Source organism: Gammaproteobacteria bacterium, from assembly GCA_037388465.1.
In the GTDB taxonomy this organism is placed as follows: domain Bacteria; phylum Pseudomonadota; class Gammaproteobacteria; order SpSt-1174; family SpSt-1174; genus JARRKE01.
Map to the genome: position 1 here is coordinate 1 of JARRKE010000028.1, position 21,464 is coordinate 21,464.

A 21,464-nucleotide genomic window follows, 5' to 3' on the forward strand; every position below is an offset into this window, starting at 1 on the left:
GAAACGCTGGACGCCTTCCTGGTCGATCAGCCCGAGGTGCACATCCCGGTAATCGGCAAGGAGCAGCTCAACCGCAAGCTGGGCAAGGTGTTCGAGGTGCTGGAGCGCGCGGTGAAGGATAAGCGCCTGCGCTATTACGGCATCAGCACCTTCGAGGGTTTCCGCGTGGAGACGGACGACAAGATGTTCCAGTCCATCACTTCCATGCTGGGGCTGGCCGAGAACGCGGCCCGTGAGGCGACCGGCAGCCCCAATGCCCGGCATCACTTCAAGATCGCGATGATGCCGTTCAACCAGGTCATGCTGGAGGGGTTCACCCGCTTCAACACGGCGACCGGGCAGGGCAACGTGGCCTCGCCGATCCAGGCCGCGCACCAGCTCGAGGTGTACATGATGGCCAGCCATACCCTGTTCAAGGGGCATCTTGCCGGCCAGTGCCTGGACGTGGTGCGCCAGGCCATGCCCACGCTGGCCAATCCCGCGCAGTGCGCCATGCAGTTCAACCGTTCCACGCCGGGGCTGGGCACGTCGCTGGTGGGCATGAGCCGTCCCGAACACCTGGATGACCTGCTGGCCGTCGCCAAACTGCCGGTCATGGAAAGAAAGGCTTATCTCGCCATGTATCAAAAGGCCTGACCGACCGAACCTGTGTCCACCGGGACGTCCGCAGCCGGCGCCCCCGCCACCGAGTCGATTGATTATGCAAGCCGACCTCAAGCCACTGGAATTCGAAGCCGTTCGTCGCGTCCTCGAGCGTCTCACCAGCACACCCTACGGTGCGGATGCCGCACGCGGCCTCGAACCGGCGCCTTCCATCGATGTCGCGCTGAGCATGCAGCAGGCCGTGAGCACGGCCCGCAGCCTGCTCGATGCCGGCCGCCAGCCGGTCATCGGTCAGTTGCCCGATATCCGCGCCGCGCTGCGCCAGGCCTCATCCCCGGGTGCGACGCTCAATTCGCAGGCCATGTACAACCTGCAGGTGGTGATGCGCGCCGGCGCCCAGCTCGCCGAGCAGTTGGCGGGCACGGACGCCGGGGCGATCTATCCGGGCAACCTCGACGAGCTCAGGCCGCCCGCCGCGCTGACGGAACTGCTGGATAACACGCTGATGGGCGCGGGCACCCTGCGCGACGACGCCAGCCCCGAGCTCAGCGAGCTGTTCGCGCAGCGCGGCACCCTGCGCGAGCAGGTCGAAACGGTGGTGCGCAAGCGCATGGCCAGCGCCGATATCAAGGACCTGTTCGAGGACCCGAACAAGGTCAGCTGGCACAACGAGCGCGGCGTGATCATGGTCAACTCGGGCAATGCGGACAAGGTCAAGGGCGTGCGGCGCGGCACCGCCATGGGCGGGCGTGACGTGGTGGTCGAACCCATGGAATCGGTGCCGGCCAACAACCAGCTCGAAACCGTGGTCGGCAAGATCAGCGCCGAACAGCAGAAGGTGCTGCGCGCCATCACCTCGACCATCCGCGAACACGTGGACGCCCTGCAGAAACTGCTCAGCGCCATCACCTGGATCGATCTCGCCCTGGCCTGCGGCGAGATGAGCCGGGCCCTGAACGCCCATGCGCCGAAGCTGGTCGACGAGGCGCGCGTGGAACTGCGCGACGCCTACCATCCCCTGCTGCTGATGCAGTTCGCCGACGGTTCCGGCCCGCAGCCGGTGCCCTTGTCGATCGAGCTGGACGGCAAGGACAGCATTCTGGTCATCACCGGCCCTAACACCGGCGGCAAGACGGTGGCGCTCAAGACCCTGGGGCTGCTGACCGTGATGGCGCATTGCGGGCTGCACATTCCGGCCGAGCAGGACTGCGTGATCGGTAACTACCGCAAGGTCATCGTCGACGTGGGCGACGCGCAAAGCCTCTTTCATCATCTCTCGACCTTCGCCGGTCACGTCGAGGTGCTCAAGCGCATCCTGGACGAGGCGGGCGAGGATACCCTGGTGTTGCTGGACGAACTCGGTACCGGCACCGATCCGGAGGAGGGGGCGGCCCTGGCGATGGCCGTGCTGGACGAGCTGACCCACCGCCGCGTGCAGGGCATCGTCAACACCCACCTCTCGCCGCTCAAGGAGTACGCCGCGGAACGCCCCGGCATCCGCAATGCCTCCATGCAGTTCGACCACGAACGCCTGTCGCCCACCTACCGGCTGCTGATCGGCGCCCCGGGCGTTTCGCTGGGGCTGACCATTGCGGAAAAGAACGGCCTGCCCAAGGACCTGGTCGCCCGCGCCCGCGAGCACCTGGAAACGATCTGCGCCACGGGGCGGTGCGACTGAGCCCGGTAAAAGTCACGGTTTTTCCGTGAAATCCTCGGACGTTCGTATTAAGATGCAAGTTTTTCGCCCGCATCCGGGCGCGCCGTCCTAAACGGCGGTTTTTCATAAGGTTATTGCCTGCGGCCTGTTGGGAAAACAGATTCTTCCGACAGGCTGTTTCAATATTTTAAAAGTAACGGCCCTGTCCGCGGGGCCACTCTGGGCGGAGTATCGGAACGTGCAACTGACAGGTGCAGAAATCTTCGTGCGCGCGCTGCATGACGAGGGCGTGGATATCGTCTTCGGTTATCCCGGCGGCGCGGTGCTGTTCATCTACGATGAGCTGTACAAGCAGGATAAGGTCACCCACGTACTGGTACGCCACGAGCAGGGCGCCGTGCACGCGGCCGAGGGCTACGCCAAGTCCTCCGGCAGGACCGGCGTTGCCCTGGTGACCTCCGGCCCCGGCGCCACCAACGCCATTACCGGCATCGCCGACGCCTACATGGACTCCGTGCCGCTGGTGGTGTTCACCGGCCAGGTGCCCACGTCCGCCATCGGCAGCGACGCCTTCCAGGAAACCGATTCGGTGGGCATCACCCGTCCGATCGTGAAGCACAACTTCCTGGTGAAGGACGTCAAGGACCTCGCCGAGACCATCAAGAAGGCCTTTTATCTCGCCGGCACCGGCCGCCCCGGTCCCGTGGTGGTCGACATCCCCAAGGACGTCACCGCGCAGAAGGCCGACTACAAATATCCCAAGTCGATCCGCATGCGTTCCTACAAGCCGACGGTGAAGGGGCACAGCGGGCAGATCAACAAGGCGCTGGATCTGATCCTGGGCGCCAAAAAGCCGGTGCTTTACACCGGCGGCGGCGTGCTGCTGTCCGGTGCCGCGCGCGAGCTGACCGGTTTCGCCCGTACGCTCGGCTACCCCGTGACCAATACCCTGATGGGGCTGGGCGGCTATCCTGGTTCGGACAAGCAGTTCCTGGGCATGCTCGGCATGCACGGCACCTACGAGGCCAACATGGCCATGCACCACGCCGACGTGGTCATCGCGGTCGGTGCGCGGTTCGACGACCGGGTGGTCGGCAATATCGAGAAGTTCTGTCCCGACGCCAAGATCGTGCACATCGACATCGATCCGGCCTCCATCTCCAAGACCGTGAAGGTCACGGTGCCCATCGTGGGCGACGTCGGGGCCGTGCTCAAGGACATGAGCGCCCAGATCAAGGCGCGCAAGGAGAAGCCCGACACCAAGGCACTCAAGGCCTGGTGGGCGCAGATCGACGAATGGCGCGCGATGGACTGCCTGAAGTTCGACCGCGACAGCGACCTGATCAAGCCGCAGTATGTGGTCGAGACGCTGTACAAACTGACCAAGGGCGACGCCATCGTCACCTCCGACGTCGGTCAGCACCAGATGTGGGCGGCGCAGTTTTATAAATTCGACAAGCCCAACCGCTGGATCAACTCCGGCGGCCTCGGCACCATGGGCGTGGGCCTGCCGTTCGCCATGGGGGCGCAGATGGCCAACCCGGATGCGACGGTCGCCTGCGTGACCGGCGAGGCGAGCATCCAGATGTGCATCCAGGAGCTCTCGACCTGCCTGCAGTATCAGCTGCCGATCAAGATCGTGAACCTGAACAACCGATACCTGGGCATGGTGCGGCAGTGGCAGGAGTTCTTTTATCAGGGCCGCTACGCCATGTCCTACATGGATGCGCTGCCCGATTTCGTGAAGCTGGCGGAGGCCTACGGCCACGTCGGCATGCGCATCGAAAAGCCCGCGGACGTCGAGGGAGCGCTCAAGGAGGCGCTCGCCATGAAGGACCGCCTGGTGTTCATGGACTTCATCACCGATGAAACCGAGAACGTCTATCCGATGGTGCCCGCGGGTGCGGGCCAGAACGAAATGATCCTGGTCTAGGAACACGACATGCGTCATATCATTTCCATCCTGATGGAGAACGAGGCCGGCGCGCTGTCGCGGGTATCGGGGCTGTTTTCCGCACGCGGCTACAACATCGAATCGCTCAGCGTGGCGCCCACCGACGATCCCACGCTGTCGCGCATGACACTGGTGACCAACGGCAGCGAAGAGATCGTCGAGCAGATCATCAAGCAGCTGAACAAGCTGGTCGATGTGGTCAAGCTGCTCGACCTTACCGAGCATCGTCATATCGAGCGCGAGATGATGCTGATCAAGGTCGAGGTCGAAGACAGCATGGCCTGCGAGCAGGTCAAGCGCATGGCTGACATCTTCCGCGGCCGCATCATCGACGTTACGCGCAAGACGTACACCATCGAGATGACCGGCACCAGCGACAAGCTGGACGCCTTCATCGAAGCATTGAGTAACAACCGCATCCAGGAAGTGGTGCGGTCCGGTTCCATGGGTATTGCACGCGGGGACGTCGTGCTCAAAGTCTGAGCACGGGTCCGGCGGACAATCGCCACGGGTTGTTTCTGTATTTCGTTATTCGAGATCCATTGGGGTAAACAATGAATATCTTTTACGACAAAGACGCCGACCTTTCGATCATCCAGAACAAGAAGGTCACCATCATCGGTTACGGTTCGCAGGGCCACGCCCACGCCAACAACCTGAAGGATTCGGGGGTCGAAGTGACCGTCGGTCTGCGTCCCGGTTCCGCTTCCGCCGCCAAGGCCGAAAACGCCGGCCTCAGCGTCAAGCCGATCGCCGAGGCGGTGCAGGGCGCCGACGTGATCATGATTCTCGCGCCCGACGAGCATCAGGCCCATCTGTATCGCACCGAGATCGAACCGAACATCAAGCAGGGTGCGGCTCTGGCCTTCGCGCACGGTTTCAACATCCATTTCGAGCAGATCGTGCCGCGCGCGGACCTGGACGTGATCATGATCGCGCCCAAGGGCCCCGGCCATCTGGTGCGTTCGACCTACACCCAGGGCGGCGGCGTGCCGTCGCTGATCGCCGTGTATCAGGACGCCTCCGGGCAGGCGCGCGACCTGGCGTTGTCCTATGCCTCCGCCAACGGCGGCGGCCGCGCCGGCATTATCGAGACCACCTTCCGTGAAGAGACCGAGACCGACTTGTTCGGCGAGCAGGCCGTGCTCTGCGGCGGTGCCACCGCGCTGGTGCAGGCCGGTTTCGAGACCCTGGTCGAAGCGGGTTACGCGCCCGAGATGGCCTATTTCGAGTGCCTGCACGAGCTCAAGCTCATCGTCGATCTGATGTATGAAGGCGGCATCGCCAATATGCGCTATTCCATCTCCAACACGGCCGAGTACGGCGATTTCACCCGCGGCCCGCGCGTGATCACCGAACAGACCAAGGCCGAGATGGCGCGCATCCTGAAGGAAATCCAGGGCGGTGAATTCGCGCGCGAATTCATTCTCGAAAACCAGGCCGGTGCGGCCAAGCTCAAGGCCATGCGCCGTCTGGGCCGCGAGCATCAGATCGAGCAGGTGGGTGAACGCCTGCGCGACATGATGCCCTGGATCAAGGCCAACAAGATCGTCGACAAGACCAAGAACTGATCCTGCCCTTGTCCTGCCGGTATCGGGGATCACAGCCCTCGATACCGGCGGCGATCACCGTTTGACGCAAATGCCCGGCTTTAAGCCGGGCATTTGCGTTTCCGGGCCCCGTTTCTTCCCGGTGAATTTCGTATCGCCGTTCACCGGCGAAATCGGCACGTTCATCAGTATTCGATTAAATTATTAAACACTGTTTGGCACCCTGTAGGCGCGGGGAGGCACTTGTTCTGTATCCCGCTTTTATTCGTACAGCTATGGGGATGACGATCAATGTATCTATTCAATTTATTCATAAAAAAGCGTGTCTTATTGGTGCTGGGGCTGCTGGTATGGTCTGCCGCCGCCGAGGCCGGTTCCCATCCATATGCGCGTGCCCTGGTGGACATCGACGACCTGTGCGTCGTCACCAGTCAGATGGAGCGTGACTATGCGATCGAAGGCATGGGCGTTTCCCAAAAGGCCTCTGCCGACAGGCTGGCCCGTTCCGAAAAACTCTTCAAAAAGGAGTTTTCGGACGTGGAAAAGGCCAAGTTGTCGCCGGCGCTTCATCAGGAGGTCATCGGACTTCAGCAAAACTGGAATCCGATCCTGGCGATCCTGAAGGCAGCGCCGCAGAAAAATCAGATGACGAACCTGGATGCGGAAGTCCGGACGTTCGCAAGCCATTGCGAAAAGGTGGCGCAGGATATCCAGGCCAGGTCCGATGTGTCCGGTAGTGAGGATGCCCTGCTGCTCAGCAGGTACGACGTGGACACCCAGCGCCTGGCGGCGATTTACATGATGAAGGCATGGGGCGTTGCGGATGCGAACTACAGCAGCGAAGCAAAGGCGCTGCTGACGAAATCATCCGGGGTGATTTCCAAATTGCGTTCGTCCAGCCAATTGAGTTCGACGTCCAAACAGCGTCTGCAGCACATTCAGACGCAGTTCAAGCTTTTCGAGTTCATGGCGGTACGCGACACCAAACGTTTCGTGCCGGCGCTGATGAATAAAAAGGCGGACACCATCGTAAAAGAGGTCAATGCAGTCCTCGATAAAGAACTTGCGGTCCTGGGTATCGCCGGGCAAATGGGATTTCATGAGGTGAAGCCATGCTGAACAAAATAACCGGATTCAATAAATTCCTGCTGACCTTTGCATTGGCGTTTGTCGCCAACAACGCGCATGCGGCATCGGTATCCGATGATGTGCTGGCCATGGCCGGCGAACAACGTGAACTGACGCAGCAGACGGCCAAGGACTATATGTACATCGGCCAGCATATTTTCGAAGCGCGAGCCCGCAAGTCGCTCGAAACCCGCCTGGCGCGGATGGAGCACAACCAGGCTGTCTTGCGACAGGCCATCAAGGATAACGATAGCCGCGATCTGCTCGACTACGCCGATATACAGTTCAAGGAGTACAAGGCTTCGCTGGAAACGCCGTATGGTGCGGAAAGCGCTTCTCTGGTGATGGACAACAGCGACGTGCTGCTTGAGATTTATGATGAGGTCCTCAAGAAGATGATGGCGAACGACCATTCCCATTTTCTCCAGTTGTACGGTATGGCCAACTCGCAATCGGTGCGTATTGCCCGTATTGGTAAGTTTTATCTTGCCCAAAAGGATGGAATTACCGATTACAACTCAAAGAAGCAGATCCAGAGTGAGATAGTCGCGTTCGAAAAGACCAAGGCCCTGCTGGAGCAGGAAAAGGCCAATCCGGGCACCGTTGCCGATGGCCTTAATGAGGTAAATCATCTGTGGCGCCTTGTTCGCGGTTTCTTCCTGGATGTGAACAAGGAGGACCTGCCCATCGTCGTCGATACATCGACCAACTCCCTGCAGGAGTCGATGGACAAGATTGCCAAGCACTATCTCAAGGCACAAAGGAGTTAATCGAGGCACGGTCTTTTCAGGTCGGTCGGCAACACATATGCTTTAACGCATTGTTGATTGCCCGAGTCAGTCATTGATGCTGCCGATTGCTCCTGAAGGACGTTTGCTGCTACTGACGGCGGCGGCATTGGCCGCCGTCGTTCATTATTTTTTCGGTGCGGCGGTTGCCGCCCCGTTCTGGGGGCTGACGGTTTTGGTGCTGATCATGTTCAGGATCGTACCGCGGCACGTACAGGCCTCGCCGCTGGGAATCGTCAGTCCCGTTGACGGCCATGTCACTGCCGTACATCGCCAGACCGATCCCTTCCTGAAGCGCGACAGCCTGGTGATCGAGCTCGAACAGCGCTTGCTGGGTGAATTCAATATTCATAGTCCCACCGAGGGGCGGGTGATGGATGTCTGGTACCCCGGTGCGAACCCCGAGCAGCCGGGGCGTTTTGCAGTCCGGGTGCAGACCGACGAGGGCGACGACGTGGTGGTTGCGATCGGGGTCGGCGGTTGGACATCGGTCGTGCATTGCAGCCTGCAGACCGGGCACCGCATCGGGCAGGGGCATCGCTGCGGGTTCGCCGGTTTCCTCCGGCCGGTGACCATCTATCTGCCCGCCAATTCCCAACCTCAGGTACAGGCCGCCGACCGGGTGCGCTGGGGGCGGAGTGTGCTGGCCCTGCTGAGGCACGAGTAAGGCGTATACGTTGTTTCCATGAGTGTCGTCTGCGGCAGCATGCTGATATTATTGGAGATTATGAACGCACCCAACGAACAGCCCACGCTCGACAAGGACGATCAGGAACAACGCGCCCGGCGTTCGATCTATCTGTTGCCGAATCTCTTCACCACCGGCGCGCTGTTCGGCGGTTTTTATGCCATCGTGGCGGCCATGTCGGGGCGGTTCGAGGCGGCGGCGATCGCGGTGTTCATCGCCATGGTGCTGGACGGCATCGACGGCAGGGTGGCGCGCATGACCAATACCCAAAGCGCCTTCGGTGCCGAGTACGACAGCCTGTCGGACATGGTGTCTTTCGGCCTGGCGCCGGCGCTGGTCATGTACGAGTGGGCCCTGGTGCACATGAAGCTGTTCGGCGCCATCCCCGGTAAGATCGGCTGGCTGGCCGCATTCTTCTACGCTGCCATGGCGGCCATGCGCCTGGCGCGCTTCAATACCCAGGTCGGCAAGGTCGACAAGCGCTACTTCCACGGCCTGCCCAGCCCGACGGCGGCAGCCATTCTGATGAGCATGGTGTGGACCCTTCACGGTCTGGATATACAGGGCGAGTCCGTGCGCTTCCCCGCGCTGTTCGTGACCATCGTCGTCGGCGCCCTGATGGTCAGCAACTTCCGCTATTACAGCTTCAAGGACCTGGACTTCCGCAATCGCGTTCCCTTTGCCATTATCCTGTTGATCGTGCCGGTGCTGATGGTCGCCGCGCTCGCACCGGCCAAGGTGCTGTTCGCCGCCGCCACCGGTTATGCCTTGTCGGGCCCGATCCTGGCCCTCCTGCGCTGGCGTCGCCGGCGTGTCCGCCGTAGCGAGAGCCAGTAGTCAGGCGTCTGATCTGTCGGAAATTCGACGCTCTTGGTAGCGTTTTTGCCGCAGATAGTCATCACTTATTCATTCAGCATCTATACTTTCACTTCTCACCGGCTGTAAAGTCCGTGGGGCAGGCTGGGCTGGAAGCCCGGGAAGGTTCAATATCAAACCGGCGCCAGGGTAGAGGGCGTAAAGTCGAAATAATAAAGAGCCGGAAGGAATGGAGCGGCCAATCGGGTTCCAACGGGGCACACCGAGAAACCCGGACAGCAGGAGCAGCAAGGAGGACTTATGGGGGATAACCGCGGTCTGTTGTACTATCGCCCGCATCACGAAGCACAGCAGTTGCTTCCGGTATTGTCCCAGGCAGGTTGGGACGTCCATATTGCAGAATCTGCCGTTGAGGCAGTCAATCTACTCAAGGACGACCACATCAAGGTCGGCTTGGCGCCGTTGGCCGAAGGGTTGAGCAACGGGGTCGACGATCCGGAATACCTGCTCCCGGTCAACGTACCCATGCCGGCCGGTGTCGAATGGGTCGCCCTGCTGGACGAGCACAGCCTCGAATCCACCAGCTACCGCAACCTGATTGCGGAGCACTTCTACGATTACCACACTCTGCCGCCGGACCTGACCCGCCTGCTGTTCTCGCTGGGTCACGCCTACGGTATGGCGGAGATGTTGTCCGTGCAGCCCGAGGCCGACCCGGCCGGTATTGTCGACGAGCCGCAAATGGTCGGCTCCAGTCAGGTGATGCGGGCGGTGTTCAGCAATATCCGCAAAGTGGCCGGTGTGGACGCGCCGGTCATGATTACCGGGGAGAGCGGCACGGGCAAGGAGCTGGCGGCCAGGGCGGTTCACGAGCGTTCGAGTCGCGCGACCGCGCCGTTCGTTGCCGTCAATTGCGGCGCGTTACCCGCGTCCCTGATCCAGTCCGAACTGTTCGGGCACGAAAAGGGGTCCTTTACGGGGGCGCACGAACGCAAGATCGGCTTTATCGAGGCGGCTGCCGGCGGCACCCTGTTTCTGGACGAGGTCGGGGACCTGCCCCTGGATCTGCAGGTCAATCTACTGCGCTTTTTGCAGGAAGGCACCATCGAGCGTGTCGGCTCGCGTGAAAAGATCCACGTCGATGCCAGAGTCATTGCGGCCACCCATGTCGATCTCGAACAGGCGGTCGAGAACAAGCGCTTTCGCGAGGATTTGTACTACCGTCTCAACGTGCTGAACATGCGCATGCCTTCCCTGCGGGAACGCGACGGTGACATCGAATTGCTGGGCAGATACTTTTTCGATCAGTTTGCGAACGAACGCAACGGGCGTTTGAAAGGTTTCAGCGAGGCCGCGCTGAAGGCGATGCGCCTGCACGACTGGCCGGGCAATGTCCGCGAGCTGATCAACCGCATTCGCCGTGCCATCGTCATGTGTGAAGGCAAACTCCTCTCCGCGGGGGATCTCGGCCTGGGCCGTAACGAGGTCGAAAAACGTCTGATGACGCTGGAGGAGGCCCGTGCTCTGGCCGAAAAGGATGCGATACGTTATGCCCTGGAAAAAACCGGCCAGAACATCTCTCTTGCGGCACGCAGCCTGGGTGTCTCACGTGTGACGCTTTACCGCCTGATGTACAAGCACGATATTCAGACCTGACCGATCGCGCGTCGTTCGTTTGCGTCCACTTCCCGGGCCGGCTTTTGCCGGCCCTTTTTATTTTCCGTTCCTGCTACTCCGATTCGTAACACCTGTATCGCGTTGTTTACAGAGTATGGGTAAGCCCCTGAAGTTGCTTGCGTGTCCATGCTTGTCGCCGGTTTGAGCCCGGTGGGGTGTTTCGATTTCGAAACAGGCAGGGGGCCTGTTGAATATTCGCTAAAGAAGAAATCTTTATTTGAATCAGCGGGTTATTCGATTGGCACGGGGCTTGCTCTTCTTGAAACGGGACAAGCCAAAACAAGAATTCGTGACAGGGGGTGCGGATGAAGACCCCGAGGCTTGGACCGAAATAAAAGCGGGCTGCGCAACAGCCCGCTCAACGACCCCCGAAGGGGTCATCAATCAAGAGGAGAATAACTCATGAACTTCAAAATCGCACCTCTGGCTGTTGCAGTAGCGGCCGTGTTGGCGGCCCCTGCGGTGCTGGCCAGCGGCCAGAATGAGGGTGGTAACGGCTACGGCCAACATCACCGCGGCGGGTATCACGAAAGCACCAGCGTCGAGGTCAAGAACAAGGTCTCCGTCGAGACCAGCAAGAAGGACGAGTCCTCGCGCCATATCAGCATCGTGGGTGGTCTGTTGGTGGGTGGTATCGCCAACATCGACTCGTCTTCCACCTCGCTGATCGACGACAAGCAGATCAACACCAACAATGCGGTCACCAATACGCACAACGTCAACAACGCGAACGTGGGTGATTCCGCGCTGAACGGCGCCGGCGGCAACATCGGCGTGAACTCGGCGGCCGGTGACAACAACATGCAGGACAACGCAGCCGCGCTGTCCTCCGCGGATGCCAGCTTCGTGTTCGGTTCCAGCGACGCCACCGCGGTGGCCTACCAGAAAGGCGCGAATAACGCCACGCTCAACGACGGCAACGTGAACAACGCCAACATGAGCGGTTCGGCGCTGTCCGGCGCCGCCGGCAACATCGGCGTGAACATCACCGCCGGCGACAGCAACCTGCAGAAGAACAACTTCTCCGGTGCGGTCGCCACCGCGCGTGTCGCCAACGCCAACGTGACCACCATTCAGCGCAGCGGTGGTAACGAGACCACGAACCAGGGTCGTATCGACCAGCTGAACGACACCACCCAGGTTACGCTGAACGGCGGTATGACCGGGTTCTACGGCGGTCACACCAGTGGTTCGTATCAAGGTCAGACCGGTGGCCACTATTACGGCGGCTCCTATGGTGGCTACAGCGGTAATGCCTCAGGCGATACCAGCGGTACCTCCGACCAGCGGGGCAATGTCTATCTGGACATCTGGAATGCAGGCTCGAATGGAAGTGTCACCCATCCCACCGACACCGGTGCGATCGGCCACGTTGACGTGGACAACCAGGCCCAGGGTGCCCAGGACCCGAATGGGAATGGCGGCGCCTTCACCTTCGACAACTCGGGCACCTATTCCGGCACAGAGTCGGGTCGTACCTGGAGCAAGGAGCACGGCGGTTATTCCGGCGGCGAGTCCGGCAGCTACTCGGGTAAAGAGGTTGGCGGCCAGGCGCTGTGGGGTTCCTTCTCCGGTGAAGTCGTCACGACGCGGTATGTGGTCACTCCGTCCGAGAACAACGCCAACCTGAGCGGTAACGCCTTGCGCGGCGCGAGCGGCAACATCGGGGTGAACGTCTCCGCCGGCACCGGCAACATGCAGAACAACAGCCTGGCGATTTCCGCGACCCAGGCCGGCATGTCCATCCCTGGCGGTGGCGGCACTGGTGGCGAGCAGTAAAAAAAGCTGCTGTACCGAGCCCCTGGAACTCGAGAGTCGACTGATTCTTCGAGTCCCTTTGAACCCGGCCTGCAAGGGCCGGGTTCCTTCTTTTTTTCAGACCGGGAAAACGTCGTTTCGGGGGCGGCGTGGCAGTGCTGAAGCGTGGATTTTCAGTGGCTTGCCGGGTGTAACAACTGTATCCGCAGCTTTACAGGTTTCGGGCATCCCCGCTTTTCCAACCCCGCCAAGGCGTTTGGCGTTCGCGGCGTTTCCAGGTGTTGCCAAGCCCTTACACGTCTGTCCCGGCCGGGTGATCCAGCCCCATTAAAAATTAATAAAAACAGTTAGATAACAACATGGCCTGCATATTGCTCTGATTATTTGCAGAACAGGAGGAGAGTCGGCAATGCGCGACACGACCAACAAGCGCCGGTTACACAAAGCCATCGCCACAGCATGCGTGCTGGCGGGTTCCTTGCTGGTGTCCACCGCGAACGGTGGGCCGCTGTGTCAGGCGGTGTCCCGGGATCTCGCCGGTCTTCCCTGTAACGCCGTAAGCGACAGCGTGCTGCACGGCGTCAACGGCCGCGGCTACACAGCCGAGGCCAAACCGGAATTCCAACAGGCCGTCATCCTGTGGGACGAGGTCAATGGCGGGCATGGTAACAAACCCGCCCGGGTTTCCGTCCAGGACGACGGCATTAACAACCGGCAAACCAACACAGTGACGTTTACGTCGAGGTGATCAGGATGGCACTTCATCGAATCTGCAATCGCATATGGTCCAGGCGGGAAGCCTGGGTATTGCTGGCCTTGTTGGCGGTGATGCCTGGTGTTTCTCTCGCCGACGGTGCGCCGAATCAGCTCCCGAACATACCGGATATATCGGGGTGGAGCACCAACAGCTTTATCGGGGGAAATGCGGTATCCGATTTCACCGGTTTTGCAGGGGTCAACATGGCCGCCGGCCAGGAGAACCTGCAGAGCAATTCGGCGGCCATCGCCTTGGGCGGCATGCACGGCCGGGGACTGGCCAGGGCGCAATCCTCCCAATCCCTGCTGATGGGCAATGGCAGTCTGCCGGATTCATCGCGGGCGACGATTTCCGATGGTGCGTTCGCCCACGGTACGGGTGTCTTTTCCATCAACCAGGCAAGCGGTATGGGAAATGCTCAGGCCAACGGCATTGCGATCGGCGTTGGCGGCGGCATCCAGCAGATGTCCGACGTGGACCTGGCACAAAGCGTTACGGTACCCGCCAGCATGATGGACAAGATGCAGAAGAACACCGGACATCGCGAGGCCGTGGTCAGCGAGCAGGCCTTTAACGGGACGCGGGGCATTGTGCAGGTCAACCAGGCTGCCGGCGCGGGCAACGCGACGGCCAACGGGTTCTCGCTGAATGTCGGTGCGGGAGTACGTTGAGATGCTGCTGTTTCGACAAATCGCCGGTGCATTGCTGTTCATTCTGATGCTGGTGCTGGCCATGGGCATCAACACCGCAGTGTCGGCGGAAGTGCCTTTTGACGGCGTGATTCCCGGTTACGGGGTCATGCACAAGAACGTCAAGAGCATGCGCGAGCTGAGATACGCCGGCATGATCCGCCAGCATACGGACTTCAGCTGCGGCGCCGCGGCACTTGCCAGCATCCTGCATTACGCCTACGACCGCCCGATGGACGAGAAACAGGTCCTGGAGGGATTGTTCAAGGTGGCGGACCCGAAGGTGGTGCGCGAACGTGGCTTTTCTCTCCTGGATATCAAAAATTACGTGGCGACGCTGGGCATGCGGGGACGCGGTTACCGGGTCAAGATCCAGGACCTGTACCAGGTCCGGGTCCCCACCATCGTGCTGCTGGACCTGAAGGGCTACAAGCACTTTGTCGTGCTGCGTCGGGCAGAAGACGGCGAGTTTTTTCTGGCGGACCCGGCACTGGGCAACCGCGTCATGACAGAGAAGGAGTTCGCGAAGGCATGGAACGGCATCATCTTCGCGGTGATCGGTCCCGGCTTTAACCGGGATACAGAATTGCGCACGGCCGTCGCGCTTCCGACGGTGCAGCGCTTCGGCCTGGGGGCGCCGATTACCAACGCAGAGCTCTATCACTACGGCTTCACGCATGCGGACCTGTTCTGAGACAGCTTTGCTGCGGTGTAGGCCCATTTTCAATCAACCTATGTGGCGGGAGGTCATCGGGAATGAAAAACAAATTCAAACGCGGGGATTCAAGGCGAATCTCCACCTGCCTGTTGTCGACGGCGGTCGCCACCACGGCGGCGATCGGCGTCACGCTGCCCGCGCCGGCCGCCAGCTTCCCGGCTCTGCATCCGGTGGAGGTGAGCGACCCGGTTCTGGCGCAGATGCGTGGCAAGTTCGTCAGCGGCGGTCAAATCGTCTACTTCGGCGTGGAGATGATCACCCAGTTCACGACGGGGCACGGCGGTTCGTATCGGGGTGGTTTGTATGTGGGCATTCATCGTGGCTTCAACGCCTTCCGGCCAACGATGACCGTGCTCAGCAAGGCCGAGGCGAATGACGGCGGTGCGCCATCCGGTTCAGGCGGTTCCGGCAACATTCAGTCCGGCGGGCTGGGCCAGGTCAGGGGCGTGAGTCAGTCGGTTCAAGTGACCGGCGACGCCAATGCGGCTGCCAACAACGTGTCGATGAACGTATCGGACAATAACGGCGGTCAAACCGGTCCGAGCGGTTCGGGCTGGAAGTCGGGCACCACCCAGGCGGGTACCGGCGGCGGTCATGTCGCTACCCAGGTCAGCAGCGGCAGCGCCGGTGTCACCGTGACGGTTCCCGGGCAGGGTGTGGCACGTCAAAACGTCATCAACGCCCTGGGGTTGCAGCAGCAGTTGCAGCTCAGCGGCAACCTGAACCAGGTGATGAACCAGATGAATCTCGATGTGCGGGTGCAGGCGGCGACCGCCCAGATGATCGCCCGTGAAGGCATCAATAACGCCCTGGCGAGCCTGAGGAATCTGCCGGGCAGCGGGCGCTTCTGATCAGGCGCGCGCGGTCCGTAAACAACGACGATCAGAAAACAATTTGTGCCAGCCCGCATCGGGCTGGCACATCCCCGGGGGAAACGCGTACGGGGGGAATGAATAACAAGGAATAGATAATGAATATAAGACGTAGTCGAGACAAGGGGCATCTGGGATTTATCCGTCCGGCTGGCTGGATTGTCGGCGCCTCGCTGGCGTTGCTGATTTCACAGCCTTCTCTTGCTGATTTCCCCGGCGATCAAAGTGCCGAAATAGCCAGGCTCAAGGCGCAGATCCATTTGCTTGAGCAGGAAGGCCGGCAATACCGCACGCAACTCGAACAAACACGCAAACGTTTAGAAATACTCGAGGCGATGCAGGAGCGTGGGAAAGGCACTCCGGAGGGTGATACCGCCGGGACGCAAAAGGTCGCTCAGGCCGAAAGTGGCGATACCGAGGCGCGTAAAACGCCGGCACCCAGCCGCAGCGCACAGGCGGTATACGAGGAACAGCATGCACTGTTCCAGAACAAGCTGACGGTGGAGCCGAGTTTCACTTACGCCTATTCGGCGGCCAACAACCTGAACCTGAACGGCTTTTACGCCCTCGGTTCCATTTTTCTTGGTTCGTTGACGGTGCAGAAGGTCCGCTCGCATACCACGACCTTCGGCCTGCTGACCCGTTACGGATTCACGCCTCGATTCCAGGTCGACCTGGACATGCCGTTTTTGTACCGCCAGGCTACTTACCTCAGCACGGATTCGAGCAACAACGCGGTGGAAAAGACCACCCGCGTCGATCCGTCACCCGCCGTGGGGGACGTGAGCCTCGGATTCAATTTCCGGGTGTTGCAGGAGACGCTGAATCGTCCCGACCTGGTGACGTATCTGCGTGTCAAGGCGCCGACCGGCGATCCGCCCTACGGCATCAAGACGGAAACGGCCGCGGACGGCAACCTCAAGTATCCGAGCAAACTGCCAAGCGGCAATGGTGTGTGGGCCGCCTCGGTGGGATTTTCGACCGTGAAGACCGTTGATCCGGCGATCCTGTTTGCGAACCTTGGCTATACCTACAACTTTTCCCGTCACTTCAAGGACATCAGTTCCACACCGGGTACGACCCAGCCGGGCTCGGTATTGTTGGGCGATTCGATCCAGTTCGGTCTGGGTATGGCCTTCGCGCTCAACGAAACGACCAGTGTAAGCATGTCCTATTCGCAGACATTCATCAGCAAGACCAAATTAAAAAGTGACGGCGGTGAATGGCAGGGCGTCGCCGGCAGTGAGGCGAACCCGGCATTGTTCAGCATTGGCGGGACCCATTCGTTGGGAGCGAGAACCACCATGGGCGTTACCCTGGGTGTCGGCCTCACGCCCGATGCACCCAACCTGCAGGTGTCGTTCCGCTTCCCCTATCGGTTCTGAGCTGGCTGCGCGTCGATCTCGTCCGAGGGGGCTTACTCTCCGCTCGCCTGCAATGCGAGTGCGCGGGGACGGAACTGCAGCGTGTAGAACATCTGCATGTAGCGGCGGGTCTCGTCGCGTTCCAGGTCGGTCACGTAGTGCCAGAAACCGTATACGCGCGCCAGGGTCATCAGGCGTTCGGCATAGTTGCGCCAGGTATAACGATCGGCGATACGGGCCAGGGATCGCCGTGAAATCTGGTCCCAATAACCGGGTTCGTGCTGGCAGCGCTTGAAGAATTCGGCCATGCGGGCGGCCGCCTCGTCACCGTGGTTGGGGTCGATGTGAAAACCGGATACGCCGTCACGGATGATTTCCAGTGGTCCGCCGAACCGGGTGGCGAAGGTGGGTAATCCACTCGACATCGCTTCAATGACCGTCAGGCCGAAGGCCTCGAATCGTGCCGGCTGCACGAAGGCACCCTTGCGGTCGGCGATGGTGCGGTACAGCTCACCCGAGAATCCCTTGTCCAGGTGCATACCCAGCCAGCGGACCTGACCATCGAGCTGGTGATGATCCATGATCGCATGCATGCGTTCGATCTCGGTGCGCTCCTCGTCATCCTGGGAACGCGACGGATCGATATGGCCGGAGATCACCAGCAGGTTCGCCCTGCTGCGCAGTTCCTCGTTCTCGCCGTACCACTCCACCAGGCCGGTGATGTTCTTGATCCAGTCCAGGCGCGCCATGGTGAACAGCAGAGGCTTGTCAGGTTCCGCAAGGGCACCGCGGCGGTCCTCGCCGGTATCCTGACCGTCGAGCAGCGCGGCGATGTCGTCGGCCAGATGGGTCAGGCGATGCTCCGACTCGGTATAGGGGAAATAGACCTCAGGATCGGCACCGGGTGAGACGATGTTGAACTTGGGATCGTACACATCGGTGCCGTGCACCACGCGGTAAAGATCCGGCATGGTGAAGGTCATGTAGCTTTCATACTGGCCGACGGTATGCTCGGTGCCCGCGATTTCCTGATAGGTGCTGGTGATGATGAAGTCCGCCGTGTTCATGGCGATGAGGTCGGCGGTGAACTGGCAGGAGAAGTGATAGTTCGATTCGCTTTCGCGCCAGTACAGGTCGGACAGCAGATACTTGGTCTTTTCCAGCGCGTGGGCGATGTTGCACTGGGTGACGCCGAGTTTTTGTGCCATCAGCGAGCCGACCAGGTTACCGTCCGAGTAATTGCCGATGATGAGATCGGGGCGCCCACCCAGCTCGCTCACCATTTCATGCTGCGCATCCGAAGCGTAGCGTTCCAGATACGGCCAGACCTCGAAACGCGAGATCCAGTTTGGCAGCACATCGCCGGCCTCGTTGCGAAACGGCACGCGCAGGATGGCCGCGCTGCGGGTGCCGGCGATGGGTTCCAGGCGCTGGTCGCAGGTCGTGCCCTCGGCCTCGGGTATCAGGCGGGTCAGTACCAGGATGCGCGGCTCGATCTCCAGGCCCTGCGCCTCCAGGCGTTCGCGCATTTCACGCTCCAGGGCGCGGACCTGATCCAGGATGTAGACCACCTGGCCGCCGGTGTCCGGGCGGCCCAGCACGTTCGATTGCCCGAACCAGCCATGTATGGAAAGGATCGCGACCGAGAAGATCATCGGTACGCGCGCCAGGAAGTCCTCCAGGTTTTTGGGGGAGGGCGCCTCCAGGATGTCCAGCAGCAGCTGCATGGTCTCCAGGGCCTGACCGACGGTGCGCCCCCAGCCGGGTTCGAACCCGAGCTGGCGCAGCCGCTGCATCTCGTCCTCCAGCACGGTGTCCGATTCGAGATGGCGCAGCCTGACGATTGCCGCGCGCAATGCCTCGCGCAGCGCGGGCACGTCGCTGATGGAGTCGCTGAGCATCAGGGTCTGGTCGCGATAGCGATGCAGGCGCAAAAAGCCCAGCAGACGGTCGTTGCCGATGCCGCCTTCCTCGAACAGCCGGCTGGACAGGCGCCGGTTGAGGAACTCCACGCCGCGGCCGATGGAATCGGCCTCCTTGAGCTTGAATATCTCCCGCGAGAAGGGACCGAGGTCCACCTCCAACTCCCAGTCGGAGGGGGCGGGGTTGCTGATCAGGGATTCCTTGAAGAGCAGGTAGATCGAGCAGTCGACCTCTTCCGGGGTCATGGCCTCGAAATGAATCCGCACGTAAAACCATTCGCCGATGCGCGGGCGCAGGGCGAAGTGAATCCAGCCGTGGTTGACCGCGGCCTCCTGACACCAGCTGACCACGGTGGCCAGCGGGCTGTTCCACAAATCCAGCTCCGGCATGCCGTCCGCGAGTTCGGCAAAGGCATCCTCCACGTCGCTGCGCAGCAAAAAGGCGCGGCCGATCGCTTTGAAGTGATGGAGCACCTGATGGACGGCGCTGCGGTTTTCCTCCATGTAGGCGGAGAGTTCGGCGAGTAGCGATGAGCGTGAGGCTGGCGTCATGATCAAATCCCGGGTGACTGGTTTCTGCTCCGCACAGATGTGTTTGTCAGGATGGTTGGCTGTCGCTATGTTCTCAAAAAAATGCTTCGACTTCTTATCAGACCGGACAGCGGTTTGGTCATTTCGGTTCACCTTACGCCTGACGGTGGGGCTGGCGCCACCGCTGCGGGACGTTTCCGGCCGTGCTCGTATCGCACGCTTCCCGCGCGCGGGGCGGGGATTGCGTTAAAATCGCTCGTACGGCGCAAGGCGCCGAAGCGGAGGAGTAATGAACAGCGAACATTTGATCATCTTCGACACGACCCTGCGTGACGGAGAGCAGAGCCCCGGCGGAGAGCGTGCAGGACAGCACCGTCTGTGGCCTGGCGCGGGCGCTGGACCGGGACATCGACCGGGCCGGCGAGGCGCTGGCCGGTGCCAAATCCGCGCGTATCCACACCTTCATCGCCACCTCGCCCATCCATATGGAGCGCAAGCTGCGCATGTCGCCCGACCAGGTGCTGGAGCAGGCCGTGAAGGCGGTGACCCGGGCGCGCAGGTATACGGACAATGTGGAGTTTTCCCCGGAAGACGCGGGCCGCTCCGAGACCGATTTCCTGTGCCGCATCATCGAGGCGGTCATCGACGCCGGCGCCACCACCATCAATATCCCGGATACCGTGGGCTACAACATCCCGGGCCAGTTCGGCGAACTGATTCGAACTTTGCTCGAGCGGGTTCCCAACTCGGACAAGGCGGTGTTTTCCGTGCACTGCCACAACGACCTGGGCCTGGCCGTGGCCAATTCCCTCTCCGCGGTCATGAACGGCGCGCGCCAGGTGGAGTGCACCATCAACGGCCTGGGCGAGCGTGCCGGCAACGCCTCGCTGGAAGAGATCGTGATGGCGGTGCGCACCCGCCAGGACGTGTTCCCCTGCGACACGCGGCTGGATACCACCCAGATCGTGCCGGCCTCGCGTCTGGTCTCGGGCATCACCGGCTTTCCGGTGCAGCCCAACAAGGCCATCGTCGGCGCGAACGCCTTTGCCCACGAGTCCGGCATTCACCAGGACGGCGTGCTCAAGGCGCGCGAGACCTACGAGATCATGCGCGCCCAGGACGTCGGCTGGACCGACAACCGCATCGTGCTGGGCAAGCATTCGGGGCGCAATGCCTTCAAGACGCGGCTCACCGATCTGGGTTTCGAGTTCCCCAGTGAAGAGGAACTCAACGCCGCCTTCGCGCGTTTCAAGGAACTGGCGGACAAGAAGCACGAGATCTACGACGAGGACCTGCAGGCGCTGGTTTCCGAGGCCACCGCCGAACTGGAGAACGAGGTCTACAAGCTGGTCTCCATGCGGGTCTGCTCCGAGACCGGCGAGATGCCGGTCGCCACGGTCACCCTCAACGTTGAAGGTGAGGAGACCAGCGGTGAAGCGCCCGGCGGCGGTCCGGTGGATGCGACCTTCCGGGCTATCGAGGCCATTGTGCAGAGCGGGGCGACGTTGCAGCTTTACTCGGTGAACAACATCACCAGCGGCACCGACGCGCAGGGTGAAGTGACCGTGCGCCTGGAAAAGGCCGGCCGTATCGTCAACGGGCAGGGCGCCGATACCGATATCGTCATCGCCTCCGCGCGTTCCTACCTCAACGCCCTCAACAAGCTGTCGGCGGGCGCCGAACGGGCCCATCCCCAGCTGGAGCACGTCTAGAGCCTGTAGCCCCGGGTGCTCGCCCGGAGGCGATGTCTCTCCCGAACCCGGCGGCGCATCCCTGCACCGCCGATTCAAACCATCGGATGAGCAACCGGCTCGAGCGGCCGTCCGCATGAGCGCGGACGTTTCGTCGTCAATAGGGCTATAAGCAGTCTGGCTGCTTCCATATATTAGTACCCCGTGAATATCTAATACATGGAGGAGGTCGAGTCATGGCTTGGCAGTTTCCGCGAATGACCCGCCGCAGTTTTCTTAAAGGCAGCGGCGCGAGTGTGTT

The 21,464-nt window shown here is 61.2% G+C and carries 17 protein-coding genes and 1 pseudogene; 17 read left to right on the top strand and 1 reads right to left on the bottom strand.

Features of this window, described 5'->3' with window-relative positions; translation table 11 throughout:
- The 16 genes from P8Y64_07470 to P8Y64_07545 form a co-directional block, all read left to right on the top strand.
- On the top strand, nt 1-636 hold a 636-nt coding region (locus P8Y64_07470; protein ID MEJ2060311.1), incomplete at its 5' end, for an aldo/keto reductase.
- A gap of 64 nt (nt 637-700) precedes the next feature.
- Entirely contained in the window at nt 701-2,281 is a 1,581-nt protein-coding gene (locus tag P8Y64_07475; GenBank protein ID MEJ2060312.1) for a DNA mismatch repair protein MutS, read from the top strand.
- Nucleotides 2,282-2,498: 217 nt separating this feature from the next.
- Entirely contained in the window at nt 2,499-4,193 is a 1,695-nt protein-coding gene (locus tag P8Y64_07480) for an acetolactate synthase 3 large subunit (GenBank protein MEJ2060313.1), read from the top strand.
- A 9-nt stretch (nt 4,194-4,202) separates the two neighbouring features.
- The gene (ilvN, locus tag P8Y64_07485) at nt 4,203-4,697 is read left to right on the top strand and encodes an acetolactate synthase small subunit (protein ID MEJ2060314.1); all 495 of its coding nucleotides are present in this window, start codon (nt 4,203-4,205) and stop codon (nt 4,695-4,697) included.
- 71 nt (nt 4,698-4,768) lie between these two features.
- The gene (ilvC, locus tag P8Y64_07490; GenBank protein MEJ2060315.1) at nt 4,769-5,785 is read left to right on the top strand and encodes a ketol-acid reductoisomerase; all 1,017 of its coding nucleotides are present in this window, start codon (nt 4,769-4,771) and stop codon (nt 5,783-5,785) included.
- A 270-nt stretch (nt 5,786-6,055) separates the two neighbouring features.
- Nucleotides 6,056-6,883 carry a hypothetical protein gene (locus P8Y64_07495; GenBank protein ID MEJ2060316.1) on the top strand — a complete coding sequence of 276 codons (828 nt, stop codon included), beginning with the start codon at nt 6,056-6,058 and terminating at the stop codon, nt 6,881-6,883.
- On the top strand, nt 6,877-7,662 hold the full coding sequence (locus P8Y64_07500; GenBank protein ID MEJ2060317.1) for a hypothetical protein: 786 nt from the start codon (nt 6,877-6,879) through the stop codon (nt 7,660-7,662). The genes P8Y64_07495 and P8Y64_07500 overlap by 7 nt, the downstream gene beginning before the upstream one ends.
- Before the next feature lie 76 nt (nt 7,663-7,738).
- On the top strand, nt 7,739-8,347 hold the full coding sequence (locus tag P8Y64_07505) for a phosphatidylserine decarboxylase (protein ID MEJ2060318.1): 609 nt from the start codon (nt 7,739-7,741) through the stop codon (nt 8,345-8,347).
- A gap of 60 nt (nt 8,348-8,407) precedes the next feature.
- Nucleotides 8,408-9,205, top strand: coding sequence for a CDP-diacylglycerol--serine O-phosphatidyltransferase (gene pssA / locus P8Y64_07510; protein MEJ2060319.1), 798 nt, complete (start codon nt 8,408-8,410; stop codon nt 9,203-9,205).
- Between the two features lie 279 nt (nt 9,206-9,484).
- A complete protein-coding gene (locus tag P8Y64_07515; GenBank protein ID MEJ2060320.1) occupies nt 9,485-10,840 on the top strand; it encodes a sigma-54 dependent transcriptional regulator in 1,356 nt (451 codons plus the stop codon).
- 423 nt (nt 10,841-11,263) lie between these two features.
- A complete protein-coding gene (locus P8Y64_07520) occupies nt 11,264-12,640 on the top strand; it encodes a hypothetical protein (protein ID MEJ2060321.1) in 1,377 nt (458 codons plus the stop codon).
- Nucleotides 12,641-13,028: 388 nt separating this feature from the next.
- Entirely contained in the window at nt 13,029-13,367 is a 339-nt protein-coding gene (locus P8Y64_07525; GenBank protein ID MEJ2060322.1) for a hypothetical protein, read from the top strand.
- 5 nt (nt 13,368-13,372) lie between these two features.
- Nucleotides 13,373-14,047, top strand: coding sequence for a hypothetical protein (locus tag P8Y64_07530; protein MEJ2060323.1), 675 nt, complete (start codon nt 13,373-13,375; stop codon nt 14,045-14,047).
- A gap of 1 nt (nt 14,048) precedes the next feature.
- Entirely contained in the window at nt 14,049-14,759 is a 711-nt protein-coding gene (locus P8Y64_07535) for a C39 family peptidase (protein ID MEJ2060324.1), read from the top strand.
- A 62-nt stretch (nt 14,760-14,821) separates the two neighbouring features.
- The gene (locus P8Y64_07540) at nt 14,822-15,634 is read left to right on the top strand and encodes a hypothetical protein (GenBank protein ID MEJ2060325.1); all 813 of its coding nucleotides are present in this window, start codon (nt 14,822-14,824) and stop codon (nt 15,632-15,634) included.
- 119 nt (nt 15,635-15,753) lie between these two features.
- Entirely contained in the window at nt 15,754-17,040 is a 1,287-nt protein-coding gene (locus P8Y64_07545; protein MEJ2060326.1) for a hypothetical protein, read from the top strand.
- A gap of 32 nt (nt 17,041-17,072) precedes the next feature.
- On the opposite strand, the gene P8Y64_07550 is transcribed toward P8Y64_07545, so the two are convergent.
- Nucleotides 17,073-19,493, bottom strand: a complete 2,421-nt coding sequence (locus P8Y64_07550; protein MEJ2060327.1) for a sucrose synthase — start codon at nt 19,491-19,493, stop codon at nt 17,073-17,075.
- Between the two features lie 268 nt (nt 19,494-19,761).
- Between P8Y64_07550 and P8Y64_07555 the strand changes: the two are divergent.
- A pseudogene (locus P8Y64_07555) lies at nt 19,762-21,184 on the top strand (2-isopropylmalate synthase).
- Nucleotides 21,185-21,464 lie beyond the last annotated feature (280 nt).

Excerpts from the sequence above, each read along its gene's own strand:
- P8Y64_07520 (MEJ2060321.1), top strand. The coding sequence starts at position 11,264 with ATGAACTTCAAAATCGCACCTCTGGCTGTTGCAGTAGCGGCCGTGTTG.
- P8Y64_07525 (MEJ2060322.1), top strand. The coding sequence starts at position 13,029 with ATGCGCGACACGACCAACAAGCGCCGGTTACACAAAGCCATCGCCACA.
- P8Y64_07475 (MEJ2060312.1), top strand. The coding sequence starts at position 701 with ATGCAAGCCGACCTCAAGCCACTGGAATTCGAAGCCGTTCGTCGCGTC.
- P8Y64_07550 (MEJ2060327.1), bottom strand. The coding sequence starts at position 19,493 with ATGACGCCAGCCTCACGCTCATCGCTACTCGCCGAACTCTCCGCCTAC.
- P8Y64_07540 (MEJ2060325.1), top strand. The coding sequence starts at position 14,822 with ATGAAAAACAAATTCAAACGCGGGGATTCAAGGCGAATCTCCACCTGC.
- P8Y64_07495 (MEJ2060316.1), top strand. The coding sequence starts at position 6,056 with ATGTATCTATTCAATTTATTCATAAAAAAGCGTGTCTTATTGGTGCTG.
- P8Y64_07545 (MEJ2060326.1), top strand. The coding sequence starts at position 15,754 with ATGAATATAAGACGTAGTCGAGACAAGGGGCATCTGGGATTTATCCGT.
- P8Y64_07505 (MEJ2060318.1), top strand. The coding sequence starts at position 7,739 with ATGCTGCCGATTGCTCCTGAAGGACGTTTGCTGCTACTGACGGCGGCG.
- pssA (MEJ2060319.1), top strand. The coding sequence starts at position 8,408 with ATGAACGCACCCAACGAACAGCCCACGCTCGACAAGGACGATCAGGAA.
- P8Y64_07515 (MEJ2060320.1), top strand. The coding sequence starts at position 9,485 with ATGGGGGATAACCGCGGTCTGTTGTACTATCGCCCGCATCACGAAGCA.
- P8Y64_07530 (MEJ2060323.1), top strand. The coding sequence starts at position 13,373 with ATGGCACTTCATCGAATCTGCAATCGCATATGGTCCAGGCGGGAAGCC.
- ilvC (MEJ2060315.1), top strand. The coding sequence starts at position 4,769 with ATGAATATCTTTTACGACAAAGACGCCGACCTTTCGATCATCCAGAAC.
- ilvN (MEJ2060314.1), top strand. The coding sequence starts at position 4,203 with ATGCGTCATATCATTTCCATCCTGATGGAGAACGAGGCCGGCGCGCTG.
- P8Y64_07535 (MEJ2060324.1), top strand. The coding sequence starts at position 14,049 with ATGCTGCTGTTTCGACAAATCGCCGGTGCATTGCTGTTCATTCTGATG.
- P8Y64_07500 (MEJ2060317.1), top strand. The coding sequence starts at position 6,877 with ATGCTGAACAAAATAACCGGATTCAATAAATTCCTGCTGACCTTTGCA.